Here is a 26,270-nt window from a genome sequence, read left to right as displayed (position 1 = left end):
GCCGAGCAACTCGGGCGTGTCGCTCCGACCAGGATCAGTCGGCGACGAGGATGCCGCGCGCGGCGAGGGCGTCGGAGATGCGGGCCGTGACCTCGTCGATCTCGCCGATGCCGTCGACCTTCGCGAGCATCCCGCGACCGTCGTACAGGTCGATGAGGGGCGCCGTCTGCTGGCGGTAGACCTCGAGGCGGTGACGCACCACCGACTCGTCGTCGTCGCTGCGGCCCTGGTCCAGGGCGCGCTTCTTGAGCCGCTCGACCACAACGTCCGGGTCGGCCACGAGCTCGATGACGACGTCCATCGCGGTTCCGTGCTCGGCGAGGAACTCGTCGAGCGCGCGCACCTGATCGGTCGTGCGGGGGTAGCCGTCGAGCAGGAAGCCCGCGGCGCAGTCCTCCTGGGAGAGACGGTCGCGCACCAGATCGTTGGTGAGGGAGTCGGGGACGTTGTCGCCGGCGTCCATGAACGCCTTCGCCTTCGTACCGAGCTCGGTCTCGTTGCGCACGTTCTCACGGAAGATGTCGCCCGTGGAGATCGCCGGCACGCCGAGCGATGCGGAGAGCCGCACCGCCTGGGTGCCCTTGCCCGCTCCGGGCGGACCGATCAGGAGGAGGCGGGCGCTCACTTCAGCAGCCCCTCGTAGTGGCGCTGCTGCAGCTGCGCGTCGATCTGCTTCACCGTCTCGAGCCCGACGCCGACGATGATGAGGATGCTCGCGCCGCCGAACGGGAAGTTCTGGTTCGCACCGATCGTCGCCAGGGCGATGAGCGGGATGAGCGCGAGGAGACCCAGGTACAGCGATCCCGGGAGCGTCACGCGGGTGAGCACGTAGTCCAGGTACTCGGCCGTCGGCCGGCCGGCCCGGATGCCCGGGATGAACCCGCCGTACTTCTTCATGTTGTCCGCGACCTCCTCCGGGTTGAAGGTGATCGCGACGTAGAAGTACGTGAACCCGACGATGAGCAGGAAGTAGACCGCCATGTAGATCGGGTTGTCGCCCGAGACGAGGTTGTTCTGGATCCAGACGACCCACTCGGGCGCCGTCTGACCGGCCTGGGGCTGGTTGAACTGCGCGACCAGGGCCGGCAGGTACAGCAGCGAGGAGGCGAAGATGACGGGCACGACGCCGGCCATGTTGACCTTGATCGGGATGTAGGTGTTGTTGCCGCCGTAGGTGCGACGACCCACCATGCGCTTGGCGTACTGGACGGGGATGCGCCGCTGGGACTGCTCGACGAACACGACCGCCGCCATCACGAGGATGCCGACCGCGATCACGATGACGAAGATGTTCGGGCCCTGCGCCACGGCGATGGCCCACAGCGCCGAGGGGAAGGTGGCGGCGATGGAGACGAAGATCAGGAGCGACATGCCGTTGCCGATGCCGCGCTCGGTCACGAGCTCTCCGAGCCACATGATCAGGCCCGTGCCCGCGGTCATCGTGATGACCATGAGGAGGATGGCGTACCAGGCGTCGTTGGTGATGAGCTGGCTGCACTGCGGCACGCCCGACGTGGTCGGGAACAGCGCGCCGGCGCGGGCGACCGTGATGAGCGTCGTCGACTGCAGGATGGCGAGCGCGATCGTGAGGTAGCGCGTGTACTGCGTCAGCTTGGCCTGGCCCGCCTGGCCCTCCTTGTAGAGGGTGTCGAAGTGCGGGATGACCACGCGCAGCAGCTGGGTGATGATCGACGCCGTGATGTACGGCATGATCCCCAGCGCGAAGATGGACAGCTGCAGCAGTGCGCCGCCGCTGAAGAGGTTGACGAGCTGGTAGAGCCCGGTGGTGCCCGCGTTGCCGCTCAAGCACTCCTGCACGTTCTGGTAGTCCACGAACGGTGCGGGGATGAACGAACCCAGACGGAAGAGGGCGACGATGCCCAGGGTGAAACCGATCTTCCGGCGGAGGTCGGGCGTGCGGAAGATCCGCCCGATAGCTCTGAACACGAGACCTCCCGTATAAAAACCATGAGCATCCCGTGCCCGGCGGCAGGGGATGCGGCGACCCTGGTTGGGCCAAGAGCCGGGCGGCCCCCATGACGGGGGCCGCCCGAGCGACTACTTGATGGAACCGCCGGCGGCCACGATCTTCTGCTCGGCAGAGCGCGAGACCTTGTCGACCGCCACAGTGAGCTTAACCGCAATGTCGCCGTCGCCGAGAACCTTGACCTTCTCGTTCTTGCGCACCGCACCCTTCGCGACCAGGTCGCCGATGGTGACCTCGCCACCCTTCGGGTACAGGTCGGCAAGCGTCGACAGGTTCACGACCTGGTACTCGACGCGGAACGGGTTGGTGAACCCGCGCAGCTTCGGAGCACGCATGACGAAGTTGAGGTTGCCGCCCTCGAACCCGGGGCGCACGGAGTAGCGCGCCTTCGTGCCCTTGGTACCGCGACCGGCCGTCTTGCCCTTGGAGCCCTCACCGCGACCGACGCGGGTGCGCTCCTTCTTCGACCCGGGAGCCGGGCGAAGGTGGTGCACCTTGAGCACCTGGGGGCGGGCGACCTCGGCCGCGGGGGCCTTCTTCGCCGCGGGAGCCTTCTTGGCGGGAGCCTTCGTCGCGGGGGCGTCGCTCGACGCCGTCGTGTCGGAGGACTTCGCCGCCGGCGCCTTCTTGGCCGGAGCCTTCGCCGCCGGGGCCTTGTCGGCCGCAGCCTTGGCCGGAGCCTTCTTGGCGGGAGCCTTGTCGGCAGCGGCCTTCGCCGGAGCCTTCTTGGCGGGAGCCTTGTCGGCAGCGGCCTTCGCCGGAGCCTTCTTGGCCGGGGCCTTCGCGGCCTCGTCCTTCTTCTCTTCAGTCATTAGTCAATCTCCTCGACCTTGACGAGGTGAGCGACCGTGCGGACGTACCCCCGGTTGACCGGGCTGTCCTCGCGGACGACGGAGTCGCCGATCCGCTTGAGGCCCAGGCTCCGCAGGGTGTCGCGCTGGTTCTGCTTCTCGCTGATAACAGACTTGATCTGGGTCACCTTCAGGCGGACGGCCATCATGCACCCGCCTTTCCGGCTGCGGCCTCGGCCGCGACGGCCTCGGCACGGACGAGACGCGCGGGGGCGACGTCCTCGAAGTCCAGCCCACGTCGGGCAGCGACGGCGCGCGGCTCCTCGAGCTGCTTCAGCGCCGCCACCGTCGCGTGGACGATGTTGATGGTGTTCGACGAGCCGAGCGACTTGCTGAGCACGTCGTGGATGCCGGCGCACTCGAGCACGGCGCGCACGGGACCGCCGGCGATGACACCGGTACCGGCAGCGGCGGGGCGCAGGAGCACCACACCGGCGGCGGCCTCACCCTGGACGGGGTGGGGGATGGTCGCCGCGACGCGCGGGACGCGGAAGAAGTTCTTCTTCGCCTCCTCGACGCCCTTCGAGATCGCCGTGGGGACCTCGCGGGCCTTGCCGTAGCCGACGCCGACCATGCCGTTGCCGTCACCGACGACCACGAGGGCGGTGAAGCTGAATCGACGACCGCCCTTGACGACCTTCGAGACGCGGTTGATGGTCACGACGCGCTCGAGGAACTGGCTCTTCTCGGTGTCGCGCGCACCGCGGTCGCGGTTGGGGTTGCGCTCGCGGCTGCCTCGACGAGCCTCGCGGGGCTCGGTCGACGGCTCCGACGACGCAGCGGTCTCCACGGGGGCCTCTGCCGCCACGGTCTGCTCCTTCTCGTTCTCACTCACAGGCTCAGTCCACCCTCTCGCGCTCCATCGGCGATGGCCGCGACGCGACCCGCGTAGCGGTTTCCACCGCGGTCGAACACGACGGCCTCGACGCCCGCCTGCTTGGCGCGCTCGGCGACGAGCTCGCCGACCTTGCGCGCCTTGGCGGTCTTGTCGCCGTCGAACGTGCGCATGCCCTCCTCCATGGTGGAGGCGCTGGCCACGGTGTGACCCTTGGCGTCATCGACGACCTGCACGAAGACGTGACGGGCCGAACGGGTGACGACCAGGCGCGGCCGATCGGCCGTACCGGTGATGCGCTTGCGCAGACGCGCGTGACGGCGGCCCTTGGCTGCGGTCTTGCTCTTGCCTCTAGTTCCGAGACCCATGATCACTTACCACTCTTTCCGGCCTTGCGGCGCACGATCTCGCCGGCGTACCGCACGCCCTTGCCCTTGTACGGCTCGGGCTTGCGGATCTTGCGGATGTTCGCGGCGACCTCGCCAACGGCCTGCTTGTCGATGCCGCTGACGGTGAGCTTGTTGTTGCCCTCGACGGTGAACGTGATGCCCTGGGGCGGGTTCACCGTGACGGGGTGGGAGAAGCCGAGCGCGAACTCGACGCCCTCGCCCTTCGCCTGAACGCGGTAACCGGTGCCGACGACCTCGAGGCCCTTGGAGTAGCCCTGGGTGACACCGATGATGTTGTTGGCGATGAGCGTGCGGGTGAGGCCGTGGAGCGAGCGCGACGCGCGCTCGTCATCGGGGCGGGTCACGACGACCTGGTTCTCCTCGATGGCGACCTCGATGGGGCTGGCCACGGTCAGCCAGAGCTGACCCTTGGGGCCCTTGACGGTGACGGCCTGGCCGTCGACCGTGACCTCGACACCACCGGGGATGTCGATGGGCATGCGTCCGATGCGGGACATGTCAGATCACCACACGTAGGCGAGGACTTCCCCACCCACGCCCTTCTTCATCGCCTCGCGGTCGGTGAGCAGACCGGAGGAAGTCGACAGGATGGCCACGCCGAGGCCGCCGAGGACCGTGGGGATCTCGGTGCTCTTCGCGTAGACCCGGAGTCCGGGCTTGGAGACGCGCTTGATGCCGGCGATCGACCGCTCGCGGTTCGGGCCGTACTTGAGCGACAGCGTCAACGTCGAACCGACGCGGGCGTCCTCGACGGCCCAGTCGGAGATGTAGCCCTCGCGCTTGAGGATCTCGGCGATGTGGCTCTTGAGCTTGGAGCTCGGCATCGCCACGGTCTCGTGGAACGCCGAGTTGGCGTTGCGCAGTCTGGTCAGCATGTCTGCGACCGGATCTGTCATCGTCATGATGATTTTCCTGTTCTCGTCCGGTTTCCGGACCCGTTACACGGGGACGGACCTAGCCGATCGGGGCCCGAGAGTCGGGCCGGGGTGGAGTGGATCGCCTCGGTCAGGAGGCGTCGGCCGACTTGAAGGGGAAGCCGAGCGCGCGCAGCAGGGCGCGGCCCTCGTCGTCCGTCTTCGCGGTCGTCACGATGGTGATGTCGAAGCCGCGCACGCGGTCGATCTTGTCCTGGTCGATCTCGTGGAAGACGCTCTGCTCCTGGAGACCGAAGGTGTAGTTGCCGTTGCCGTCGAACTGCGTGGCGCTCAGGCCGCGGAAGTCGCGGATGCGCGGCAGTGCGAGCGAGAGCAGGCGGTCGAGGAACTCCCAGGCGCGGTCACCGCGGAGGGTGACGTGAGCGCCGATGGGCATCCCCTCGCGCAGCTTGAACTGCGCGATCGACTTGCGGGCCTTCGTGACCTGCGGCTTCTGGCCGGTGATCGCGGTGAGGTCCTTGATCGCGCCGTCGATGACCTTGCTGTCGCGGGCGGCCTCGCCGACACCGGTGTTCACGACGATCTTCACGAGACCGGGAACCTGGTGCGGGTTGGTGTACCCGAACTGCTCGGTGAGCGCCTTCGTGATGTCGGCGCGGTACTTCTGCTTCAGACGCGGCTGGACCTTCGCGGTCGTCGCCTCGCCGGTGGCGGTAGCGGTGTCGGTCATTAGAGCTTCTCACCCGAATTCTTGGCGTAGCGCACGCGCACCGTCTTGGTGATGCCGTCCTTCTCGACGGTCTCCTCACGGTGCCCGACGCGCGTCGGCTTCTTGGTCTTGGGGTCCACCACGGCCACGTTGGACACGTGGATGGACGCCTCGTGGGTCTCGATGCCACCGGTCTTCGTGCCGCGCTGCGTCTGGCCGACGCGCACGTGCTTGGTGACGAGGTTGATGCCCTCGACGATGATGCGGTTCTTCTCCGCGATCACCTCGAGAACGCGACCCTGCTTGCCGCGGTCGCCGCCGCGCGCCTGCGTGGCGCCGGTGATGACCTGAACGAGGTCGCCCTTCTTGATCTTCGCCATGGTTACAGCACCTCCGGGGCCAGGGAGACGATCTTCATGAACTTCTTGTCACGAAGCTCACGACCGACCGGTCCGAAGATGCGGGTACCGCGGGGGTCCCCGTCGTTCTTCAGGATGACGGCGGCGTTCTCGTCGAACTTGATGTACGAGCCGTCGGGACGGCGGGTCTGCTTCACGGTGCGGACGATGACCGCCTTGACGACGTCGCCCTTCTTGACGTTGCCACCGGGGATGGCGTCCTTCACCGTGGCGACGATGATGTCGCCCAGGCCGGCGTAACGACGGCCGGAGCCGCCGAGCACACGGATGGTGAGCAGCTCCTTGGCGCCGGTGTTGTCGGCGACCTTGACGCGGGATTCTTGCTGCAGCATTTGCTACTCCTTAAGGTCAAGCAGGCCGGGGCCTACTTGGCCTTCTCGAGGATCTCGACGAGGCGCCAGCGCTTCGTGGCGGACAGGGGGCGGGTCTCGGAGATGAGCACCAGGTCGCCGATGCCGGCGCTGTTCTGCTCGTCGTGGACCTTGACCTTCGAGGTGCGACGGATGACCTTGCCGTAGAGCGGGTGCTTCACGCGGTCCTCCACCTCGACGACGATGGTCTTCTCCATCTTGTCGCTGGTGACGTAGCCGCGACGGGCCTTGCGGTACCCGCGGGCCTCGGCGTCGCGAACGTCGTGCGCGGCCGACTCGTGGCCGGCAGCGGTCTTCTTCTCAGCCGTAGCCATCAGTTCTTCTCCTCGGTCTCGGCGGCGTCGGCCTTCTCGGCCTCGGCCTTCTTCGCCGACTTCTTGGTCGCCTTGACGGGCGCCTCGATGGGGGCGGGCGTGGCCCGGATGCCCAGCTCGCGCTCGCGGATGACCGTGTAGATGCGAGCGATGTCGCGCTTCACGGCGCGCACGCGGCCGTGGCTCTCGAGCTGCCCGGTCGCGGCCTGGAAGCGCAGGTTGAACAGCTCCTCCTTGGCCTTCTTGAGCTCGTCGATGAGGCGCTCGTCCTCGAAGGTGTCGAGCTCGGCGGGTGCCAGCTCCTTGGATCCGATCGCCATTACGCGTCGCCTCCCTCGCGCTTGATGATGCGTGCCTTGAGGGGCAGCTTGTGGATTGCACGGGTCATGGCCTCACGAGCGAGTTCCTCGTTGACGCCCGCGACCTCGAAGAGGACGCGTCCCGGCTTGACGTTGGCGACCCACCACTCGGGCGAGCCCTTACCGGAACCCATGCGGGTCTCGGCCGGCTTCTTGGTGAGCGGACGGTCGGGGTAGATGTTGATCCAGACCTTGCCGCCGCGCTTGATGTGACGGGTCATCGCGATACGAGCTGCCTCGATCTGGCGGTTCGTCACGTACGCGGGGGTGATGGCCTGGATGCCGAACTCGCCGAACGAGACCTCGGTTCCACCGGTCGCGTGCCCACTCCGCTTGGGGTGGTGCTGCTTGCGGTACTTGACCTTGCGGGGAATCAGCATGTTCCTTAGCCTTCCGCTCCGGCCGCGACGGGCGCCGTGGCCTCGGCCGGACGGCCGGTGCCGCGACGGGGACCGCGGTCCGAGTCACGTCGCTCGGGGCGCGACGACTTCTGGTTCGCCTGCTCGCGAGCGAGTTCCTTGTTGGTGATGTCGCCCTTGTAGATCCAGACCTTCACGCCGATGCGGCCGAAGGTGGTCTTCGCCTCGTAGAAGCCGTAGTCGATGTTCGCGCGAAGGGTGTGCAGCGGCACACGACCCTCGCGGTAGAACTCCGAGCGGCTCATCTCGGCGCCGCCGAGGCGGCCGGAGACCTGGATGCGGACGCCCTTGGCGCCGGCGCGCTGCGCACCCTGCAGCCCCTTGCGCATCGCGCGGCGGAAGGCCACGCGGGCGCTGAGCTGCTCGGCGACGCCCTGCGCGACGAGCTGAGCCTCGGCCTCGGGGTTCTTGACCTCGAGGATGTTCAGCTGGATCTGCTTCGCGGTGAGCTTCTCGAGGTCGGTGCGGATGCGCTCGGCCTCGGCGCCGCGGCGACCGATCACGATGCCCGGGCGGGCGGTGTGGATGTCGACGCGGACCCGGTCACGGGTGCGCTCGATCTCGATGCGGGCGACGCCGGCACGGTCGAGGCTCGTGGTGAGCATCCGACGGATCTTGACGTCCTCCGCCACGTAGTCGGAGTACCGCTGGCCGGGCTTCGTCGAGTCGGAGAACCAGCGCGACACGTGGTCGGTGGTGATGCCGAGACGGAAACCGTACGGGTTGACTTTCTGACCCATGTCTACTTGCTCGCCTTCTTCTTGGTGCTCGAGCTCGCGGCAGCGACCTCATCCGGCGTGGCGAGCACGACGGTGATGTGGCTGGTGCGCTTCTTGATCGCGAACGCCCGGCCCTGAGCGCGCGGCTGGAACCGCTTCAGGGTCGTGCCCTCGTCGACGAACGCGCGGGACACGTAGAGGTCCTGCTCGTCGAGGAAGGTGTTCGAGGCGTCGGCCTTGACCCGCGCGTTGGCGATGGCCGCGGCGACGAGCTTGCCCACGGGCTCGCTCGCGCTCTGGGGCGCGAACTTCAGGATGGCCAGGGCCTCGAGGGCCTGCTTGCCGCGGATCAGGGCGACGACGCGACGGGCCTTCTGGGGGGTGACGCGGATGTGACGCACGCGTGCGATCGACTCCACCATTTCTCTCCTCCTTCCGCCACCGCGTTAGCGGCGGCGACCCTTCTTGTCGTCCTTCTCGTGGCCGCGGAAGGTGCGGGTGGGCGCGAACTCGCCGAGCTTGTGCCCGACCATGGTCTCGGTCACGAACACGGGGATGTGCTTGCGACCGTCGTGCACGGCGATGGTGTGCCCGAGCATGGCCGGGATGATCATCGAGCGGCGCGACCAGGTCTTGATGACGTTCTTGGTGCTGGCCTCGTTCTGGGTGACGACCTTGCGGAGCAGGTGGTCGTCGACGAACGGGCCCTTCTTGAGACTGCGAGGCATTCTTCTCGACTCCTACTAGCGCTTCTTACCGACGGTGCGGCGACGGACGATGAGCTTGTCGCTCTCCTTGTTGGGACGACGCGTGCGACCCTCGGCCTTGCCCCAGGGGCTGACCGGGTGGCGACCACCGGAGGTCTTGCCCTCACCACCACCGTGCGGGTGGTCGATCGGGTTCATCGCGACGCCGCGGACGGTCGGGCGGACGCCCTTCCAGCGCTTGCGGCCGGCCTTGCCCCAGTTGATGTTCGACTGCTCGGCGTTGCCGACCTCGCCGATCGTGGCGCGGCAGCGGGCATCCACGTTGCGGATCTCGCCCGAGGGGAGGCGCAGCTGGGCGTAGGGGCCGTCCTTCGCGACGAGACGCACGGAGGCGCCCGCCGAGCGAGCCATCTTCGCGCCGCCGCCGGGGCGGAGCTCGATGGCGTGGATGACCGTACCCACGGGGATGTTGCGGAGCGGCAGGTTGTTGCCGGGCTTGATGTCGGCGGCGGGGCCGGACTCGACGATGTCGCCCTGCGACAGCTTGTTGGGCGCGAGGATGTAGCGCTTCGTGCCGTCCACGAAGTGCAGCAGCGCGATGCGCGCCGTGCGGTTCGGGTCGTACTCGATGTGCGCGACCTTCGCGTTCACGCCGTCCTTGTCGTTGCGACGGAAGTCGATCATGCGGTACTGGCGCTTGTGGCCACCACCGATGTGACGGGTCGTGATGCGACCGGTGTTGTTGCGGCCACCCGTCTTGGGCAGCGGCTTCAGCAGCGACTTCTCGGGCGTCGAGCGCGTGATCTCCGCGAAATCGGCGACCGACGAGCCACGGCGACCGGGGGTCGTGGGCTTGTACTTGCGAATAGCCATGTCGTTATTCCTTCGATCCCTAGCCGACGGCCGTGAAGATGTCGATGGTGCCCGACTTCAGCGTGACGATGGCGCGCTTGGTGTCCTTGCGCTTGCCGAGGCCGAAGCGGGTGCGGCGGGTCTTGCCGGGGCGGTTGAGGGTGTTGATCGAGGCCACCTTGACGTTGAAGATCTTCTCGATGGCGAGCTTGATCTCGGTCTTGTTGGCGCGGGGGTCGACCAGGAACGTGTACTTGCCGTCGTCGATGAGCGTGTAGCTCTTCTCGCTGACGACGGGCGCGATGATGATGTCGCGCGGGTCCTTGTTCTGGGAGACAGCGTGGATGCTCATTCGCCGGCCTCTTCCTTGTTCGTCTTGCTCGCCACGAACGCCTCGTAGGCGCCCTTGACGAACACGATGTCGTCGCTGACCAGCACGTCGTACGCGTTGAGCTGGTCGGGGTTGATGACGTGCAGGTTCTTGAGGTTGCGCACGCTCTTGAGGCTGAGCTCGTCATCGCGCTCGATCACGACGAGCACGTTGCGGCCCGAGGTGAGGGTGGCGATGACGGAGGCGGCGGCCTTCGTCGAGGGCGCGTCGACGCCGAAGCCCTCGACCACGTGGAGGCGGTCGCCCCGCGCGCGGTCGGAGAGGGCGCCGAGAAGAGCAGCGGCGATCATCTTCTTGGGGGTGCGCTGCGCGTAGCTGCGCGGCACGGGCCCGTGGACGATGCCACCACCGGTCATCTGGGGGGCGCGGATCGAGCCCTGACGAGCGCGACCGGTTCCCTTCTGCTTGAACGGCTTGCGACCGGCACCGGAGACCTCGCCACGACCCTTGGTCTTGTGAGTTCCCTGGCGGGCGGCGGCGAGCTGGGCGACGACGACCTGGTGCAGCAGCGGCACGTTGGTCTGAACGTCGAAGACGGCCGAGGGCAGGTCGACCGAACCGGTCTTCTTGCCGGCGGCGTCGAGTACGTCGAGCGAGGTGGCCATGGCGCTTACGCTCCCTTCACGGCGTTGCGGACGAACACGAGACGGCCACGAGCGCCGGGCACGGCGCCCTTGACGAGCAGCAGGCCCTTCTCGAGGTCGACGGAGTGGACCTTCAGGTTCATGACGGTGACGCGCTCGCCACCCATACGACCGGCCATGCGCATGCCCTTGAAGACGCGGCTGGGGGTCGACGAGGCGCCGATCGAGCCGGGCTTGCGGTGGTTGCGGTGCGAACCGTGCGAGGCCGAGACGCCCTTGAAGTTGTGACGCTTCATGACGCCGGCGAAGCCCTTGCCCTTGCTGGTGCCGACGACGTCGACCAGCTGGCCGGCCTCGAAGATGTCGACAGCGATCTCCTGGCCAGGGGTGTACTCGGCGGCGTCGGCCGTGCGCACCTCGGTGAGGTGGCGGCGGGGCGTGGAGCCGGCCTTCTCGAAGTGGCCCGTGAGGGGCTTCGTGACCTTGCGCGGGTCGATGGCGCCGTACGCGATCTGGACGGCGGCGTAGCCGTCGATCTCGGGGGTGCGGACCTGGGTGACCACGTTGGGCGCGATCTCCACGACGGTCACGGGCACGAGCTTGTTGTTCTCGTCCCACACCTGCGTCATGCCGAGCTTCGTGCCCAGCAGACCCTTGGTCGTCTTGGTAACAGACATTCGGGGTTCCTTAGAGCTTGATCTCGATGTTGACGTCGGCGGGGAGGTCGAGTCGCATGAGCGAGTCGACGGCCTTCGGCGTCGGGTCGATGATGTCGATGAGCCGCTTGTGGGTGCGCTTCTCGAAGTGCTCGCGGCTGTCCTTGTACTTGTGGGGCGAACGGATCACGGCGACCACGTTCTTCTCCGTCGGCAGCGGCACGGGGCCGACCACGGTGGCACCCGCACGAGTAACGGTGTCGACGATCTTGCGCGCCGATGCATCGAGACCTGCGTGGTCGTACGACTTAAGCCGGATGCGGATCTTCTGTCCCGCCATGCTCAACTCTCTTCCTTATTGGACGTGATGCACCCTGTCGGGCCCATCGTGCGCGGAGCGCTCTCGCTGTCGCACCACTGTTCTTCTGTCAAACGGCGGCCGTACCGATCTCCTGCTCGCACGCCTGAGGCATGCCCGCGGGGAGCCGATCCGATCTCCGCATGTCACCGACCCCCGCGCTCGGGCGTGTCGCCCGTGCCAGGACCCCCAGCGCGCAGGCGTACGCCATTGCTCTGGAGGGGGGTTGTCAGTTGAAACTGCGTTCTGCTACCTGCGGCCTAGGCTCATCGCGACCCGCACCTGCGAATCACTCGTCCTATGCACTGCCTGGCAGTGAGCCGCGCGCGTAGGCTCGGCGTGTGGAACTAGAAGAGTCTGCCACACCCCGGCATTGCCTGCAAGCCGGGCGTGTCGCCCGGAGTTCCGGGCACTAGCGTGGGCCCGGCTCCGCACGGGAGCTCGCTCGCGGGGCGAGCTCGAGGAGCAGGATGCTCGCCGAGGCCGCGAGCACGAAGACGCCCGCCGACGCGAGGGCGATCCCGCTGATGAGGCTGCCCCAGCCCTCGGCAGCGCTCGACAGCCCGACGACGAGCGCCGCGTCGATGATCGCGGAGAGCAGCGCGCAGAGGAGGAGCGCGATGACGCGCCGCCGGCGGCTCCGGCGGCGCAGCCGGATGGAGACCACGATCGAGAGCAGCGTCAGGAGCGCGAGAGCGATGCCGGTGAACCCGAGCAGGAGGCCGACGGCCGACTGCAGAACCTGCCCGGGCTCGGTGGAGCTCGGGATGGCGAGCGCCGCGAAGGCCGCGGCCGAGAGCAGTGCGGTCAGCAGGACGATCAGCACGGCCCGACGCGCCGCCGCCCCGGCGGAGGCGGGGCCGCCCCGGTCGGCCCCGGCGGAGTCGGGGACGGGCGCGGCGGCAGCGGCGGAGACGGGGCCGGGCATGGGCGCCTCCTCGCGAGCCGGGATGTGGTGGTGACGCTACACCCGCGGCGGGCATCCACCCCCGAGGGGATCGGCAGACGCGCGGACCGCCGCCCGTGCGCGACCGCCCCCATTAACGACCGAAGGGGCCGAGCAGAAGCTCGACCCCCGCGGTACGGGATGCAGCAGTGACTACTTGATGATCTTCGTCACGGTGCCGGCGCCCACGGTGCGGCCACCCTCGCGGATGGCGAAGCCGAGGCCCTCCTCCATGGCGATGGGCTGGATCAGCTCAACGGTCATGTCGGTGGTGTCGCCGGGCATGACCATCTCGGTGCCCTCGGGCAGCGAGATGACGCCGGTGACGTCGGTGGTGCGGAAGTAGAACTGCGGGCGGTAGTTCGTGTAGAAGGGGTTGTGACGCCCACCCTCGTCCTTGGAGAGGATGTACGCGGTGCCCTCGAAGTTCGTGTGAGGGGTCACCGAACCCGGCTTCACGACGACCTGGCCGCGCTCGACGTCCTCGCGCTTGGTGCCGCGGAGGAGCAGACCGCAGTTCTCGCCGGCCCAGGCCTCGTCGAGCTGCTTGTGGAACATCTCGATACCCGTGACCGTGGTCTTCTGCGTCGGGCGGATGCCGACGATCTCGACCTCGGAGTTGATGCCGAGGGTGCCGCGCTCGGCGCGGCCCGTGACGACGGTTCCACGACCGGTGATCGTGAAGACGTCCTCGATCGGCATGAGGAAGGGCTTGTCCTTGTCGCGCACCGGGTCGGGGATCGACTCGTCGACGGCGGTCATGAGGTCGAGGATCGCCTGGACCCACTTCTCATCGCCCTCGAGCGCCTTGAGGCCCGAGACCTGGACGACGGGGGCGTTGTCGCCGTCGAAGCCCTGGCTCGAGAGGAGCTCGCGCACCTCGATCTCGACGAGCTCGAGGATCTCCTCGTCGTCGACCATGTCGCTCTTGTTGAGGGCGACCATCAGGTACGGCACGCCGACCTGCTTGGCGAGGAGCACGTGCTCGCGCGTCTGGGCCATCGGGCCGTCGGTCGCCGCGACCACGAGGATCGCGCCGTCCATCTGCGCCGCACCGGTGATCATGTTCTTGATGTAGTCGGCGTGGCCGGGGGCGTCGACGTGAGCGTAGTGACGCTTGGGCGTCTCGTACTCGACGTGCGAGATGTTGATGGTGATGCCGCGCTGACGCTCCTCGGGAGCCGAGTCGATCGACGCGAAGTCACGCTGCACGTTCGTCGCCGAGGGGAACTTGTCGGCAAGCACCTTCGAGATGGCGGCGGTGAGGGTGGTCTTGCCGTGGTCGACGTGACCGATCGTTCCGATGTTGACGTGCGGCTTGGTCCGCTCGAACTTGGCCTTAGCCACTGTGGGTCCTCCTCAGGACTCGGTTGCCAGCATCCGACGGTCTCGGACGCTCTGCTGTTGGGTGTGTATTCATCGTAGCGATGCTCACGGGAGCACCGCAGGGTGAGTGTCTACTCGCCCTTGCTCTTCTGGACGATCTCGTCGGCGACGGCCTTCGGGACCTCGGCGTAGCTGTCGAAGGTCATCGAGTAGACGGCGCGGCCCGAGGTCTTCGACCGCAGGTCGCCGACGTAGCCGAACATCTCCGACAGCGGGACGAGGGCGCGGACGACCTTGACGCCGGTCGCATCCTCCATCGACTGGATCTGCCCACGACGGGAGTTCAGGTCGCCGATGACGTCGCCCATGTACTCCTCGGGGGTGCGCACCTCGACCGCCATGAGCGGCTCGAGGAGCACGGGGGTCGCCTTGCGAGCGGCCTCCTTGTAGGCCATCGAGCCGGCGATCTTGAACGCCATCTCCGAGGAGTCGACGTCGTGCGCCGCGCCGTCGAGGAGCGTCGCCTTGACGCCCACCGTCGGGAAGCCGGCGAGAACGCCGACCTGCATCGCGTCCTGGATGCCCGCGTCGACCGAGGGGATGTACTCGCGCGGAACGCGACCACCGGTGACGGCGTTGACGAACTCGTAGCTCGTCTCGGGCGTGACCTCGAGGGGCTCGAGGCGGATCTGGATCTTCGCGAACTGGCCCGACCCACCGGTCTGCTTCTTGTGGGTGAAGTCGAACTTCTCGATCGTCTTCTTGAGGGTCTCGCGGTAGGCCACCTGGGGCTTGCCGACGTTGGCCTCGACGTTGAACTCGCGCTTCATGCGGTCGACCAGGATGTCGAGGTGGAGCTCGCCCATTCCCTTGATGACCGTCTGACCGGTCTCCTGGTTCTGCTCCGTGCGGAACGTCGGGTCCTCCTCGGCCAGCTTCTGGATGGCCGTGCCGAGCTTCTCCTGGTCGGCCTTCGTCTTCGGCTCGATGGCGACCTCGATGACGGGCTCGGGGAAGGTCATCGACTCGAGGACGACCTGCTCGTTCGGGTCGCACAGCGTGTCGCCCGTCGTGGTGTCCTTGAGGCCGATGACGGCGTAGATGTGACCGGCGGTGACGCTGTCGACCGGGTTCTCCTTGTTGGCGTGCATCTGGAAGATCTTGCCGATGCGCTCCTTCTTGCCCTTGGTCGAGTTGATGACCTGGGCGCCGGAGTCGATCTTGCCGGAGTAGACGCGCACGTAGGTGAGGCGACCGAAGAACGGGTGCACGGCGACCTTGAACGCGAGGGCCGCGAAGGGCTCGGAGGAGTCGGGGCGGCGCTCGATCTCCTTCTCCTCGTCGCGGGGGTCGTGCGCGACCGTCGGCGGCACGTCGAGCGGGCTGGGCAGGTAGTCCACGACCGCGTCGAGCATGGGCTGCACGCCGCGGTTCTTGAACGCCGAGCCGCAGAGCACGGGGTAGATCTCGGAGTTGATCGTCATCTTGCGGATGGCGCCCTTGATCTCGGCCGTGGTGAGCTCCTCGCCGCCGAAGAACTTCTCGAGCAGCGCGTCGTCGCTCTCGGCGACGGTCTCGAGCAGGGCCTGCCGGTACTCGGCGGCCTTCTCGGCCAGGTCGGCCGGGATCTCCTCGACCTCGTACTGGGCGCCCATCTTGACGTCACCCTTGGAGTCGCCGCGCCACGTGAGCGCGCGCATCTCGACCAGGTCGACGACGCCCTCGAAGGTGTTCTCGAAGCCGATCGGCAGCTGGATGACCAGCGGGCGGGCGCCGAGGCGCTTGACGATCGTCTCGACCGTGAAGTAGAAGTCGGCGCCGAGCTTGTCCATCTTGTTGACGAAGCAGATGCGGGGCACGTCGTACTTGTCGGCCTGACGCCAGACGGTCTCGGACTGGGGCTCGACGCCCTCCTTGCCGTCGAAGACCGCGACGGCGCCGTCGAGGACGCGGAGCGAGCGCTCGACCTCGACGGTGAAGTCGACGTGGCCGGGGGTGTCGATGATGTTGATCTGGTGCTTGTTCCAGAAGCAGGTCGTCGCGGCCGACGTGATCGTGATGCCGCGCTCCTGCTCCTGCGCCATCCAGTCCATCGTGGCGGCGCCGTCGTGGACCTCGCCGATCTTGTGCGTGATCCCCGTGTAGAACAGGATGCGCTCGGTCGTGGTGGTCTTGCCGGCGTCGATGTGCGCCATGATGCCGATGTTGCGGACCTTGTTCAGGTCGGTCAGCACGTCCTGTGCCACAGGGGGTTCCTCCGGTTCGATAAAAAGTGCGGGTGCGAGCAGGGGCGAGGGGCGGGGCCCGCCGCCCCCGCTCGCGAGCTGGTCGTTACCAGCGGTAGTGCGCGAAGGCCTTGTTCGACTCGGCCATCTTGTGGGTGTCCTCGCGGCGCTTGACAGCGGCGCCGAGGCCGTTGGAGGCGTCGAGGATCTCGTTCATGAGGCGTTCGGTCATCGTCTTCTCGCGACGAGCCTTGGCGTAGCTGGTCAGCCAGCGCAGCGCGAGCGTGTTCGCGCGGTGCGGCTTGACCTCGACGGGCACCTGGTAGGTCGATCCACCGACACGACGCGACCGCACCTCGAGGGTGGGGCGCACGTTATCAAGGGCCTTCTTCAGCGTGACGACAGCATCCTGGCCGTTCTTGGCCGAGACGCCCTCGAGCGCGCCGTAGACGATGCGCTCGGCGAGACCCTTCTTGCCGTCGAGGAGGATCTTGTTGACGAGCTGGCTGACGATCGGGGCGCCGTAGACGGGGTCTGCGACGACGGGCCGCTTCGGGGCCGGTCCTTTACGAGGCATTACTTCTTGTCCATCTTCGCTCCGTAGCGGCTGCGCGCTTGCTTACGGTTCTTGACCGCCTGGGTGTCGAGCGCGCCGCGCACGATCTTGTAGCGCACGCCGGGGAGGTCCTTCACACGACCGCCGCGGACGAGCACCATCGAGTGCTCCTGCAGGTTGTGGCCCTCACCGGGGATGTAGGCCGTGACCTCGGTACCGTTCGAGAGCTTCACGCGGGCCACCTTGCGGAGGGCCGAGTTCGGCTTCTTGGGCGTGGTCGTGTACACGCGAGTGCACACGCCGCGCTGCTGGGGGTTGGCCTTGAGGGCCGGCGCCTTGGTCTTGACGACCTTCGGCGTGCGGCCCTTGCGGACCAGCTGCTGAATAGTGGGCAAAATTGCTCCTAGGAAGTGCTGCACGGTGACAGCGGTTGCGGTGTGGTCAAACCCGACGCGCGGTTCTCACCGGGTCGAGCTCACGCGAATCCGCCGGTGCCGATCGCTCGGCGCGGTGGCGGATATGCCGTGGGGGCGTCTCGGGTCGTGCCCCGCGGTTCTCACGTCGCGCTCTCGCGCTCGGCTCGTGCGGTGCAGGGCCCCGTGGCCCTCGATCGTGGATGCCCTCGCCCGCGCTGCCCGCCCCACCTCGGTGGCACGACACAGGCGCGCGCTCACGCACACACGTGGTCAAGAGTACGCGGCGCGGGCAGAGCGGTCAAACGGCCGGAGCGGGGCATCCGTCGGCACGCGCCCGCTCCCGCCTCCTAACGCGCGGGGCAGGGGCGTTGCGCCCTCGCGCGAGCACCGGCGGAGCCGCGATGCGGGGGCTGCGGCTCAGGCCGCGGGGCGGCCGGCGCGCGACTCGGCGAGCTCCCGCTCGTAGGCCTCGCGCGCCTCGACGTTGCGGCTCTTCACGGTGCGACCGCGCTTCGCGACGAGCCCGCCGACCCAGACCGGGACCTCGCGGGCGGCGATCGCCGCAGCCCAGCCGATCGGGTTCGTCAGCTGCTGCGCGATGAAGGGCGCGACGAGGTCGGCGGGGGCTCCCACCGCATTGGCGGTCAGCAGGGAGGAGGCGATGAAGGTGGCGTAGACGAGGACGGCGACGATGAAGGCGCCGAGGACGTGCGCCCACCATCCCGCCCGGTTCACGATGAGCGCCAGCAGCACGTAGAAGAGCGCGAAGGCGACGATCGGCAGGTAGTAGCTCGGCGTGAGGAAGAAGTCGATCGCCTCGGCCGCGACGATGCCGCCGCCGCCGATCGCGACGAACAGCAGGGCGAGCGCGGCGTAGACGGCGGCGAAGACCGGGGTCGCGGCGAGCGCGATGCCCACGCCCATACCGCGGTTGCCCTTCTTGCGCGGCGGGGTCGGCGCGGGCACGTAGACGACCTGCGGGGCGGCGGGCGGGGCGGGCTCCGTCGTCGGCGCGGGGGCCCCTGCGGGAGCGGCGTCGGCAGCGGCAGCGGCAGCGGCAGGCACGGTCGCGGCCTCGCGGTCGGGATGCGCGGCGTCGCCGGCCGCATGCACGGCAGGGGCGACGGTCGGTTCGGAGTCGGCCGACGCCGGCGTCTCGGCGGTGCGCGAGAGGCCGTGCGCCTCGGCAGTGTCGTAGTCGCTGGCGGGTGCGTGATCGGTCGTCGCGGGCGCGCTCGAGGAATCCGTAGAGGACTCGACGGCGGGCGCAGCGATCGGCGCCGCTTCCATCGGGGCCGGAGCAGGCTCGGGCTCGACGAGGTCGGGAGCGGGCGACGCGCTCGCGGTCTCCGGCTCGGGACGAGCGGGCGGCGGGGCCCAGCGGCTGTCGGAACCGCGAGCGGGGTCGGAGGCCACCGGGTCGGAGGCCAGCGGCTCGGCAGTGCGCGACGGGGGCACGTCGTCGATCAGCGGTGCGTCGTGCACGGCCGGGGCGTCGGACGACCCGGCAGCAGGAGCATCCCCTCGATCGGCGGGAGTCGGGTCGTTCTCGTCGATGGGGTCCGACGGGGTGGGGGAGGTGGTCATCGCGGAGCCCTTCGCTGGGAGTCGGATCGCGGCAACCCTAGCAACCACGACGGCGCGGATGCCCGAGGTGGGGCATCCGCGCCGGTCGCGTGTGGGTGTCGCGCCGTCAGTTGACGGCTTCGGTCGTCGCCTCCTCCGCGGGCGCCTCGGAGGGCTGAGCTCCCTCGGCGAGTGCGTAAGCACTGCCGGTGAGGTCGGCCGTGTAGAGGCCCGCCGCTTCATCGATCGTCATGACGACATCGCTCACGAGGATCAGCCGTGTCGCCGTCTGGACCCCAGTCACGAAGGCCGTCACCTGCTCGAGCGAGCCTTGCGCGGAGATCGTGAGCGGCCGCACCGCGAGGGTGTCTCCTGTGACGCCGCTGGGGATGGCGCCGGCGAACTCCGGGGCGGCGAGGAACGCGACCAGCTCCTGCGGTGTGTATGTGAGCAGACGGGCCCCGGACGCCGTCGCGATCGCGTCCAGCTCGCGCAGCAGCGCTGCTTCCGCGATTTGATCGGGCACGCTCTCGCGCAGCGTGGCGATCTCGGCCTGGATCGTGGGCATCTCGGCGGCCTGCTCTTCGAGCGAGGCCAGAGTCGACTCGAGGCCGCGATTCTGCGCCTCCACCGCCTCGCGATCGTCGCGCGCCCGGTCGGCCTCGGCGAGTGCGGGCCGAACGCCGAGGAAGAATCCGAGAGCGACCACGGCGACGATGAGCGCCCCGCTGATGATCCCCCACAGCCTGTTCTGGTTCACGGCGTGCCTCCCGCTGCATCAGTCGTGTCGTCGGTCGCCTCGACGGGCGTTTGGGCTGCCTGATCCTGGAGCGCGGCGATGACCTCATCGGGGATGTACCGGCCGCTCCAAGCACCCTCGGTCACTCCCACCCCGATGCCCGTGGTGTAGAGCTGCAGCTCCTCCGACCAGGCGACACCGCTCGTGGCCGAGGCCGAGAATCCGGTGACCGACGTCTCAAGAGCATCGAGCCAGTCCGAGACGCGCGGAACACTGGGCGTCACGGCGGTGAAGGTCATGACCGCCTTCACGGGAGCGGCGAACGGCGTCGTGGGCTGCGGGTACGCGACCATCGCATCGCCGCTGTCGAGAGACATCTCGATGATCACCGCGTCGGCGGGCAGCGCCGCCTGCACTTCTGCGACGCGCGCCATCCAGTCGATCTCCGAGAAGGCTCCCGCGATTCGGGCGTCTTCCAGCGCCTGCCTCGTGCCGGTCAGGGTGCGAAGCTCGGCGTACTGCGCCTGCTCGGCGAGCAGCGCGACGGTGCGGTCCTGCTCGCGCGACAGTTCGAGGGCGGCAGCGATCGAGGTGACCTTCGCGGCACCGTAGCCGCCGGCGGTGATGAGGACCGCCGCGACGACCGCGACTCCGAGCCACACCCGCTGACGCGCGCCGCGCTGGGCGACGCGCACCTCGTTGGGCAGGAGATCGACACGCGCGGTCCCGCCGATGACGAGCTCGGTCGAGACCGCACCGCTGCGGCCGCTCACGCGGCTGCTCCGAGCGCGAGGCCGAGCGCGAGCGAGAGGGAGTGCTGCCCGGCCGGATCGGCCTTCTGAGCAGCTCCGCTGAGCGGAATGCCTCCCAGCGGATCGGCGTAGGTGACGGGAACGCGCGTGTAGTCGGCCAGCGCCTTCGGCAGACCGACGAGACGGGCCCCGTTGCCGACGAGCACGATGCGCACCACCCGGCGCTTCTCGTGCGTCGAATCGAAGAAGCTGATCGTGTTGCGGATGTTGGTGACCAGCTCGCCTGCCGCCGCGTACACCGCCTCGAGCACGGGACGCTGCTCCTCCGGGATGGGCTGGTCGGTGAGTCCCACGGCGCGCTTGGCCTGCTCGGCCTGGGGCAGCTCGATCTGCATGCGCGTCGAGACCGCCCGGGTGATGTCGTCCCCGCCGCTGCCGACGATGCGCACGAACTGGGGCACGCCGTCGGTCATGACCAGGATGCTCGTCGTCGAACCTCCGATGTCGACGACGGCGATCGCCCCGTCTCCGTGCTCGGTGCGACCGATGACCCGGCTGATGGCGAACGGGTTCAGGTCGACGCCGACAGGCTTCAGCCCCGCGAGGCGCACAGTGTTGACGTTGGCGAGCACGGCCTCCTTGACAGCGGCGACGAGGATGCCGTTGACGACCGGCCCCTGCTCCCCCACCGACTCCGAAACGGGGTAGAAGTCGAGCACGGCGTCGACGACGGGCATCGGCAGCATGTCCTGCACCTGGAAGGGCAGCGACTCCTTGATCTGCTTCAGCGGCATCTTGGGCATCGACAGGTCGCGGGCGAGCACGCGCTGATTGCCCATGCCGAGGACGACGTTCTTGCTCGAGAACCCGCCGGTCGACCAGAGCTTCTTCAGCACGGCGGCGACCGTGTTCGGCTCGACGACCTCGCCGCGACGCACCGCGTCCGGCGGCAGCGCGACCTCCGCGATGCGGCTGATGGTCGGCTTGGAGCCGCCCGCACCGCTGACCTCGACGGCGCGAAGACTCGCCCCGCCGATGTCGACTCCGACGATGGATGTACCCATGTGCTGTTCCCCCCTAGGAATGCTGCTGTGCTGCTGTGCCGCGGTCGGCCTCAGACGAGGCCGACCGCATCGAGGTAGCCCGTGAAGAGCGGCTCCCCCGCGACGATTCCGATCCACGCCCCCGCGAGCATCCACGGGCCGAACGGGATGCCCGTTCCGCGCCGCGCTCGTCGCACTGCGATCAGCAGCAGTCCGACGATGCCACCGATGAGGAACGCGGCGAAAGCCCCCACTGCGAGGGCCCCCCATCCGACCCACCCGAGGTACAGCCCGAGCACGGCGGCGAGCTTGACGTCGCCGAGGCCCATGCCGCCCGGGCGGGCGAGGGCAAGGGCGAGGTAGAAGGCGAAGAGGATGCCCGCGCCGGCCAGCGCGCGACCGAGGTCGCCCGCCTGCGCGTCGCCGAGCACCGCGAGCGCGAGCAGTACGAGACCCGCGATACCCGTCGAGTAGACGATCGGGTTGGGCAGGCGGTGCGTGTCGAGGTCGATCGCGGCGAGGGCGACGGCGGAGCCGGCGAGCACGAGGAAGGCGAGCAGCTGCGCGATCGCCGCGAGGGCGTCGGGCGTGGTCGTCGCCTCGAGGGCGGGCGGCAGGAAGACGAGGGCCACGCCGGCGAAAGCGACGCCCGTGGCCGCCTCGACGAGCGGGTAGCGGGCCGAGATGCGCTCCCCGCACCTCCGGCACTTCGCGCGCAGGACCAGCCACGAGAGCACGGGCACGTTGTCGTAGGCCGCGATGCGTTCGCCGCAGCCCGGGCAGCTGCTCGGAGGCGAGACCACCGACTCTCCCCGCGGCACGCGATGGATGACCACGTTGAGGAACGAGCCGATGAGCAGCCCCAGCACGCCGATCAGCGCGACGAGGAGGGGCAGCAGGGCGAGGAGGTCGGTCATCCCGCCACCGTGCCATCGCTCTCGAAGGCCTTGCCGACCTCGATCCACACCGTGACGCCGTACGTGGTCGTCACCGGCGAGAGGAACTTGGGCGGAGCCGTGTAGCGGAGGCGCTCGTCGTAGAGGTACTGCTTCGCGTAGCCGTTGGATCCGCTGCGCACGATGCCGCGGAACTTCTGGGCGATCGCCCCCGTGACCGTCAGCGTGCCCCGGTTGCCGCCGACGTCGTAGTTCTGCACCTGCATGGTGTGGGCGACCGAGAGCATCGCAGCATCGACGCGACGATTCGAGCCGCCGAGGAGGGACTGGTTCGACGAGTTGACCGGATTCCAGATCCAGATCGCGTCCGTGCCGATGAGGCCGAGCATGTCGTCGTTGGCGTCCTCGTAGCGGATGTCCCCCGTGACGTAGATGTACTTCTCCGCGGCGATCGTCATCTGCCCGTCGAGCGTTCCCTGAACGAATACGTCGCCCGTGCGGCACTCGTAGGCGTTGTTCCGCCGCATCCGCTCGTTCGTGGCCGGATACCCGATGCCATTGCCGTATCCGACGGCGCTGGTGCCGTCCGGACGGGATGCACCCGTTCCCCCGTTGCATGTGAAGCCGCTGACCGGCACGGCACCGGACGCGTGGTAGTTCGGATCCGACGCCACCGTCGGGACGTTCTGCACGTAGATCACGTTGTTGGCCGGCGGGGTGAAGGTGGCGCCGCCCGCCGACTGCAAGGAGGCGATCGCACCGCAGGCGGCCGGTGCCGTACCGCTCGTCGCCGGGTCGCCCGCGACGCGCGTCGCGCGCGTCCAGGGCGAGCGCACCGTGATCGTGCCATCGGTGTTGAGCTGGATGCGCGTCGGCCCGGTGTAGAGGCACCCGGGGTTCGGCACCTCGCCGCCGGTGAGGTCGCTGCGCACCTCGCGCTTCAGCTGCGAGTTGGTCTGCGGCATGCCGATGATCGGGCTGTAAGCCGGCGAACCCGCGAGATCGAAGACCTGACCGCCGCACGAGTTGTTGAGCGAGTTGCGGGGGGTGTACCGAAGACCCGACGTGGGGTTGTACGAGGTGGTGAGGGCGCCCTTGAACCGGGCATCGCAGATGCGGATGCGATCGTTGGAGTGCGCGGGGCCGTCGACGACATCGTTCGAGCCGAAGGCGATCTCGCTGCATCCGGTAGGACGCCCGGCGTACGCGTAGCGCACGCACGAGTTCGCATCGCCGCTCATCGCGGGATCCTGGATCTCGTAGTCGGTGAAGTAGAGGAAGTCGATGAAGCCCTGCTGGCGGAGATCGGCGACGATCGTGCGCGTCTCGCCTCCGACACGGCCGGTCGATCGCACGTAGAGCGTGCCCGTCTCGTAGTACTGCGAGTTATCGACCTCGTAGCGGTACGAGGCTTCACCGCCCGAGCCCGCGACGTCGGCCCACGTACCGGCCGCGCCAACGCCGAAGGCCTCATTCTCGGTAGTGGGCAGGGCGACGTCGCTGACCTCGCCCGACTCGTTCTCGGTCCCGTCGGAGAACGGGGACGCCGGATTGCCGTACTGCAGATAGGTGGGGTCGTTCGCGAGGCGGCTCTGGTACTCCTCGATCCCCGCGTAGGCCGCCGCGATCGCTGAGCTCCACGACGCGTCGGAGTCGGCCTTGCGGAACGCCCCGAGGCCGTACGCGATGGCCGCCGTCATGAGCACCGTGAGTACGGCCCCGATCGAGATGACGAGGACGAGCGCGATGCCCTCGTCGCTGGGGCGGGAGGTCGCTCGCAGGCGGGCGTGCAGGATTCGCAGCATGATCAGGGGCTCACTCTCGAGATGCCGAGGTTCGGGATGCCGACGGTGCTCTGCAGCGTGACGGGGGCCGCACGGCTCGTGATGTCCGCCTGCACCGTCAACCGCACCTGCACGGAGGCGATGTTGCGCAGCTGGTTCGTGGTGAACGAACCGGTGGTCGGCACCGGCTGCACCGTGCCGTCGGCGGCGCGGTAGGTGAAGAGCCACGGATCGGTTCCGGTGCGCGTCGCGACGGTGCGCGCGATGACGCGAGTCGACTCGGGCGTCGAATCGAAGACGAAGTACGAGCCGTTGACGCGCGTGCTGTCCCAGCGGGTCTCCATGAGCTCGCGCTGCGCGTTGATCCAGAAGCGCACCTTGATCGGGCGCGGATCGGTGCTGTCGGTGTCGAGGTAGGCGTGGAGCGTGAGGTCCTCGTTCTTCGCTTCGATGAAGACGGGGTTGTTAAGGGTCTGCCCCTGCACCCGTATCTCGGTGCCCGCGCGGATCACGCGCGTGAGGTTGTTCATCCCGACCGACGCTGTCGAGGTGCTGTCCGTCGCCGAGCGGTCCTCGGTGAAGGCTCCCGTCATCGCGACGTAGAAGGACACCACGACGGCGCTGAGCACACCCATGACGAAGATCGTCACCATGAGCTCGGGAAGGCTGAACCCCGCGTCCTCGTGGCGGAGCCGGCGCATCGCTCGCGCGAAGAAGCGGCTCACTCTGGCACCCGCGGGTCGAGGGTCACGCGGCCCAGCGCCGCCGCGATGAGCGACGTGCCCTCGGCCTGGATCGCTCCGAGAATCGGGACGTTGTTGCGGTTGTTGGTGCTGTTGCCGGTGCGGATCTCCCACGTTCCGAAGGGCAGCGCGAGACGACTGGTTCCCATGGGCAGCTCGTTCCAGCGGTACTCCATCCCGATCGCGCACCCCGGGCCAGGCCCGGTGTTGACCGAGATCGCGCGCACCCAGCGGTTGCTGTTGCTTACGGTGAGCTGGAACGTGCCCATCGGTACGTCGATGGTCGTCGCACCACCGGGCACGGCGGCGGCGGCAGGAGCACGGCGGCCGACGTAGGTCACGCCGGCCTGCTCCGTCGTGGGCCACGCAGCCGGGTCGGGGGCGAGGCATCCCTGATTCGCCTCGTTCGGCGCCGCGTAGGCGCCCGCCACGGCTTCGTAGCCGGCGGCGAACGGATGGAGGGCGATCGCTCGCGTCATGTTCGCATTCGTCGCGGTCGACTGATGCGCCCCGTAGGAGCTGAGGAACGTCGTCACCATGTTGTTCGGGATGATCGGTGCCGGCCCGGTCACGCTGGGGGCGTACCGGGCGGTGAAGGTCGCGGCGCGGTCGTACTGGAAGCCGACCGAGGCCGCGGCGCCGGCGGTGACCCCGACCGTGATAGTCGACGTCGTGTTCTGGGCGACGTCGACGTAGCCGGAGCGCGAGACGGAGACGTTGTAGTTGCCGGGGGACACCTTCAGGATGTAGGTGCAGCCCTGCGCGTCCGTCGGGAGCGGGGCCTCTGCGAGAGTCGTCGCGCCGTTCGCGGGGCTCGCGGGGGTCGCGGTGACCGTGACCCCTGCTGACCCGGCCCCCGCACCGCCCAGCACCGAGACGAGGATCGTGCCCTTCGTCGGGTCGTTGATGCGGTTCTTCGGGTCGATGACGGTGTAGGTGCGGACCGTCGCGTCGGTGTCGCGCATGTTCGACCACGAGACCTCGACCTCGACGCGCTTGTAGCGCAGCGGAGCGCCGCCCGATCCGCACTGCAGGTCGATCTCGGGGTCGGAGACCCAGCGGGTGGTGCGCTCGACGGTGAAGGTGTCGCCGTTGAGGTCGAGCGAGCGCGTGGCGTCCTGCAGGGCGAAGACGTCGGCGAAGCCGCGGGAGACGTCGATCTCCTCCGCGGCGAGATTGAGGGCGACCTGACGGGCCCGGGAGTCGCGACCGAGCGCGAGGACCGAGAGCATCGTGTAGAGCAGGCCGGTCGAGATGATGGCGAAGATGACCATGGCGACGAGCACCTCGGGCAGGCTCAAGCCCCGATCGTCGTGCGCGGCGATGGTGAGCCGGCGGCGGATGCTGGTGATCACGAGTTCGACCCCCCTCGGTGTCTCGTGCGGTGCTGCGGATGGTGCGGTGGTGTGGCAGGTGTGTGCCGGCCCCGGCAGCCTTCGGAGGCTGCCGGGGCCGGCTTAGA

General features: G+C 68.5%; 35 protein-coding genes. All 35 read right to left on the bottom strand.

The window, feature by feature from the left end; translation table 11 throughout:
* Nucleotides 1-34: 34 nt before the first annotated feature.
* The 35 genes from OVN18_RS06675 to OVN18_RS06505 all read right to left on the bottom strand — a co-directional run bounded on the left by OVN18_RS06675 (nt 35) and on the right by OVN18_RS06505 (nt 26,163).
* Complete coding sequence (locus tag OVN18_RS06675) at nt 35-625, bottom strand: adenylate kinase (RefSeq protein WP_267738851.1); 591 nt, start codon at nt 623-625, stop codon at nt 35-37.
* Nucleotides 622-1,947, bottom strand: a complete 1,326-nt coding sequence (secY, locus tag OVN18_RS06670) for a preprotein translocase subunit SecY (protein ID WP_267738850.1) — start codon at nt 1,945-1,947, stop codon at nt 622-624. Before secY ends, OVN18_RS06675 begins: the two co-directional genes overlap by 4 nt.
* Nucleotides 1,948-2,058: 111 nt before the next feature.
* Complete coding sequence (gene rplO, locus OVN18_RS06665; protein WP_267738849.1) at nt 2,059-2,799, bottom strand: 50S ribosomal protein L15; 741 nt, start codon at nt 2,797-2,799, stop codon at nt 2,059-2,061.
* Nucleotides 2,799-2,984 (bottom strand): 50S ribosomal protein L30, encoded by a 186-nt coding sequence (rpmD, locus tag OVN18_RS06660; protein ID WP_168916747.1) that lies wholly within the window; start codon nt 2,982-2,984, stop codon nt 2,799-2,801. Before rpmD ends, rplO begins: the two co-directional genes overlap by 1 nt.
* Nucleotides 2,984-3,673, bottom strand: a complete 690-nt coding sequence (gene rpsE / locus OVN18_RS06655; protein ID WP_267779954.1) for a 30S ribosomal protein S5 — start codon at nt 3,671-3,673, stop codon at nt 2,984-2,986. Before rpsE ends, rpmD begins: the two co-directional genes overlap by 1 nt.
* On the bottom strand, nt 3,670-4,041 hold the full coding sequence (gene rplR / locus OVN18_RS06650; RefSeq protein WP_267739328.1) for a 50S ribosomal protein L18: 372 nt from the start codon (nt 4,039-4,041) through the stop codon (nt 3,670-3,672). Before rplR ends, rpsE begins: the two co-directional genes overlap by 4 nt.
* A gap of 2 nt (nt 4,042-4,043) precedes the next feature.
* Nucleotides 4,044-4,580, bottom strand: coding sequence for a 50S ribosomal protein L6 (rplF, locus tag OVN18_RS06645; RefSeq protein WP_267738847.1), 537 nt, complete (start codon nt 4,578-4,580; stop codon nt 4,044-4,046).
* Between the two features lie 6 nt (nt 4,581-4,586).
* Nucleotides 4,587-4,985 (bottom strand): 30S ribosomal protein S8, encoded by a 399-nt coding sequence (gene rpsH / locus OVN18_RS06640; protein WP_168914930.1) that lies wholly within the window; start codon nt 4,983-4,985, stop codon nt 4,587-4,589.
* A 103-nt stretch (nt 4,986-5,088) separates the two neighbouring features.
* On the bottom strand, nt 5,089-5,688 hold the full coding sequence (gene rplE, locus OVN18_RS06635; RefSeq protein WP_267738846.1) for a 50S ribosomal protein L5: 600 nt from the start codon (nt 5,686-5,688) through the stop codon (nt 5,089-5,091).
* A complete protein-coding gene (gene rplX, locus OVN18_RS06630; protein WP_267738845.1) occupies nt 5,688-6,047 on the bottom strand; it encodes a 50S ribosomal protein L24 in 360 nt (119 codons plus the stop codon). Before rplX ends, rplE begins: the two co-directional genes overlap by 1 nt.
* Before the next feature lie 2 nt (nt 6,048-6,049).
* Nucleotides 6,050-6,418: a 50S ribosomal protein L14 gene (rplN, locus tag OVN18_RS06625; protein WP_168914927.1), complete on the bottom strand. Its 369-nt coding sequence runs from the start codon at nt 6,416-6,418 to the stop codon at nt 6,050-6,052.
* 32 nt (nt 6,419-6,450) lie between these two features.
* Nucleotides 6,451-6,771 (bottom strand): 30S ribosomal protein S17, encoded by a 321-nt coding sequence (gene rpsQ, locus OVN18_RS06620; RefSeq protein ID WP_168914926.1) that lies wholly within the window; start codon nt 6,769-6,771, stop codon nt 6,451-6,453.
* Nucleotides 6,771-7,091 (bottom strand): 50S ribosomal protein L29, encoded by a 321-nt coding sequence (gene rpmC, locus OVN18_RS13155; protein WP_324287743.1) that lies wholly within the window; start codon nt 7,089-7,091, stop codon nt 6,771-6,773. Before rpmC ends, rpsQ begins: the two co-directional genes overlap by 1 nt.
* Nucleotides 7,091-7,510, bottom strand: a complete 420-nt coding sequence (gene rplP / locus OVN18_RS06610; RefSeq protein WP_168914924.1) for a 50S ribosomal protein L16 — start codon at nt 7,508-7,510, stop codon at nt 7,091-7,093. The genes rpmC and rplP overlap by 1 nt, the downstream gene beginning before the upstream one ends.
* Before the next feature lie 5 nt (nt 7,511-7,515).
* Nucleotides 7,516-8,289 (bottom strand): 30S ribosomal protein S3, encoded by a 774-nt coding sequence (rpsC, locus tag OVN18_RS06605; RefSeq protein WP_168914923.1) that lies wholly within the window; start codon nt 8,287-8,289, stop codon nt 7,516-7,518.
* Between the two features lie 2 nt (nt 8,290-8,291).
* A complete protein-coding gene (gene rplV, locus OVN18_RS06600; RefSeq protein WP_267738843.1) occupies nt 8,292-8,690 on the bottom strand; it encodes a 50S ribosomal protein L22 in 399 nt (132 codons plus the stop codon).
* Between the two features lie 24 nt (nt 8,691-8,714).
* Complete coding sequence (rpsS, locus tag OVN18_RS06595) at nt 8,715-8,996, bottom strand: 30S ribosomal protein S19 (RefSeq protein WP_168914921.1); 282 nt, start codon at nt 8,994-8,996, stop codon at nt 8,715-8,717.
* Between the two features lie 15 nt (nt 8,997-9,011).
* Nucleotides 9,012-9,848 carry a 50S ribosomal protein L2 gene (gene rplB, locus OVN18_RS06590; protein WP_267738842.1) on the bottom strand — a complete coding sequence of 279 codons (837 nt, stop codon included), beginning with the start codon at nt 9,846-9,848 and terminating at the stop codon, nt 9,012-9,014.
* 19 nt (nt 9,849-9,867) lie between these two features.
* Nucleotides 9,868-10,179: a 50S ribosomal protein L23 gene (gene rplW / locus OVN18_RS06585; RefSeq protein ID WP_168914919.1), complete on the bottom strand. Its 312-nt coding sequence runs from the start codon at nt 10,177-10,179 to the stop codon at nt 9,868-9,870.
* Nucleotides 10,176-10,823 carry a 50S ribosomal protein L4 gene (rplD, locus tag OVN18_RS06580; protein WP_267738841.1) on the bottom strand — a complete coding sequence of 216 codons (648 nt, stop codon included), beginning with the start codon at nt 10,821-10,823 and terminating at the stop codon, nt 10,176-10,178. Before rplD ends, rplW begins: the two co-directional genes overlap by 4 nt.
* A 5-nt stretch (nt 10,824-10,828) precedes the next feature.
* Nucleotides 10,829-11,479, bottom strand: a complete 651-nt coding sequence (gene rplC / locus OVN18_RS06575) for a 50S ribosomal protein L3 (RefSeq protein WP_267738840.1) — start codon at nt 11,477-11,479, stop codon at nt 10,829-10,831.
* Nucleotides 11,480-11,489: 10 nt separating this feature from the next.
* On the bottom strand, nt 11,490-11,798 hold the full coding sequence (gene rpsJ / locus OVN18_RS06570; protein WP_096420529.1) for a 30S ribosomal protein S10: 309 nt from the start codon (nt 11,796-11,798) through the stop codon (nt 11,490-11,492).
* A gap of 430 nt (nt 11,799-12,228) precedes the next feature.
* Complete coding sequence (locus tag OVN18_RS06565; RefSeq protein ID WP_267782831.1) at nt 12,229-12,744, bottom strand: hypothetical protein; 516 nt, start codon at nt 12,742-12,744, stop codon at nt 12,229-12,231.
* A gap of 171 nt (nt 12,745-12,915) precedes the next feature.
* Entirely contained in the window at nt 12,916-14,109 is a 1,194-nt protein-coding gene (gene tuf / locus OVN18_RS06560) for an elongation factor Tu (RefSeq protein ID WP_267738837.1), read from the bottom strand.
* A 110-nt stretch (nt 14,110-14,219) separates the two neighbouring features.
* On the bottom strand, nt 14,220-16,334 hold the full coding sequence (fusA, locus tag OVN18_RS06555; RefSeq protein ID WP_324287803.1) for an elongation factor G: 2,115 nt from the start codon (nt 16,332-16,334) through the stop codon (nt 14,220-14,222).
* A gap of 85 nt (nt 16,335-16,419) precedes the next feature.
* A complete protein-coding gene (gene rpsG, locus OVN18_RS06550; protein WP_104265237.1) occupies nt 16,420-16,890 on the bottom strand; it encodes a 30S ribosomal protein S7 in 471 nt (156 codons plus the stop codon).
* Nucleotides 16,890-17,264 carry a 30S ribosomal protein S12 gene (rpsL, locus tag OVN18_RS06545; RefSeq protein ID WP_055857271.1) on the bottom strand — a complete coding sequence of 125 codons (375 nt, stop codon included), beginning with the start codon at nt 17,262-17,264 and terminating at the stop codon, nt 16,890-16,892. Before rpsL ends, rpsG begins: the two co-directional genes overlap by 1 nt.
* Nucleotides 17,265-17,702: 438 nt before the next feature.
* On the bottom strand, nt 17,703-18,872 hold the full coding sequence (locus tag OVN18_RS06540; protein WP_267782830.1) for a hypothetical protein: 1,170 nt from the start codon (nt 18,870-18,872) through the stop codon (nt 17,703-17,705).
* Nucleotides 18,873-18,978: 106 nt separating this feature from the next.
* The gene (locus tag OVN18_RS06535; protein WP_267738834.1) at nt 18,979-19,611 is read right to left on the bottom strand and encodes a type IV pilus inner membrane component PilO; all 633 of its coding nucleotides are present in this window, start codon (nt 19,609-19,611) and stop codon (nt 18,979-18,981) included.
* Entirely contained in the window at nt 19,608-20,363 is a 756-nt protein-coding gene (locus tag OVN18_RS06530; RefSeq protein WP_267738833.1) for a hypothetical protein, read from the bottom strand. Before OVN18_RS06530 ends, OVN18_RS06535 begins: the two co-directional genes overlap by 4 nt.
* A complete protein-coding gene (gene pilM / locus OVN18_RS06525) occupies nt 20,360-21,406 on the bottom strand; it encodes a type IV pilus assembly protein PilM (RefSeq protein ID WP_267738831.1) in 1,047 nt (348 codons plus the stop codon). Before pilM ends, OVN18_RS06530 begins: the two co-directional genes overlap by 4 nt.
* 50 nt (nt 21,407-21,456) lie before the next feature.
* Complete coding sequence (locus tag OVN18_RS06520) at nt 21,457-22,302, bottom strand: prepilin peptidase (protein WP_267738830.1); 846 nt, start codon at nt 22,300-22,302, stop codon at nt 21,457-21,459.
* Nucleotides 22,299-24,086, bottom strand: coding sequence for a hypothetical protein (locus OVN18_RS06515; protein ID WP_267782829.1), 1,788 nt, complete (start codon nt 24,084-24,086; stop codon nt 22,299-22,301). Before OVN18_RS06515 ends, OVN18_RS06520 begins: the two co-directional genes overlap by 4 nt.
* 2 nt (nt 24,087-24,088) lie before the next feature.
* The gene (locus OVN18_RS06510) at nt 24,089-24,790 is read right to left on the bottom strand and encodes a PilW family protein (RefSeq protein WP_267782827.1); all 702 of its coding nucleotides are present in this window, start codon (nt 24,788-24,790) and stop codon (nt 24,089-24,091) included.
* The gene (locus OVN18_RS06505; protein ID WP_267782825.1) at nt 24,787-26,163 is read right to left on the bottom strand and encodes a prepilin-type N-terminal cleavage/methylation domain-containing protein; all 1,377 of its coding nucleotides are present in this window, start codon (nt 26,161-26,163) and stop codon (nt 24,787-24,789) included. Before OVN18_RS06505 ends, OVN18_RS06510 begins: the two co-directional genes overlap by 4 nt.
* Nucleotides 26,164-26,270: the final 107 nt, after the last annotated feature.

It is taken from the genome of Microcella daejeonensis, from assembly GCF_026625045.1.
GTDB lineage: Bacteria > Actinomycetota > Actinomycetes > Actinomycetales > Microbacteriaceae > Microcella > Microcella daejeonensis.
Note: the sequence above shows the minus strand (reverse complement) of the source record. Positions and strands in the feature narration are given on the sequence as shown.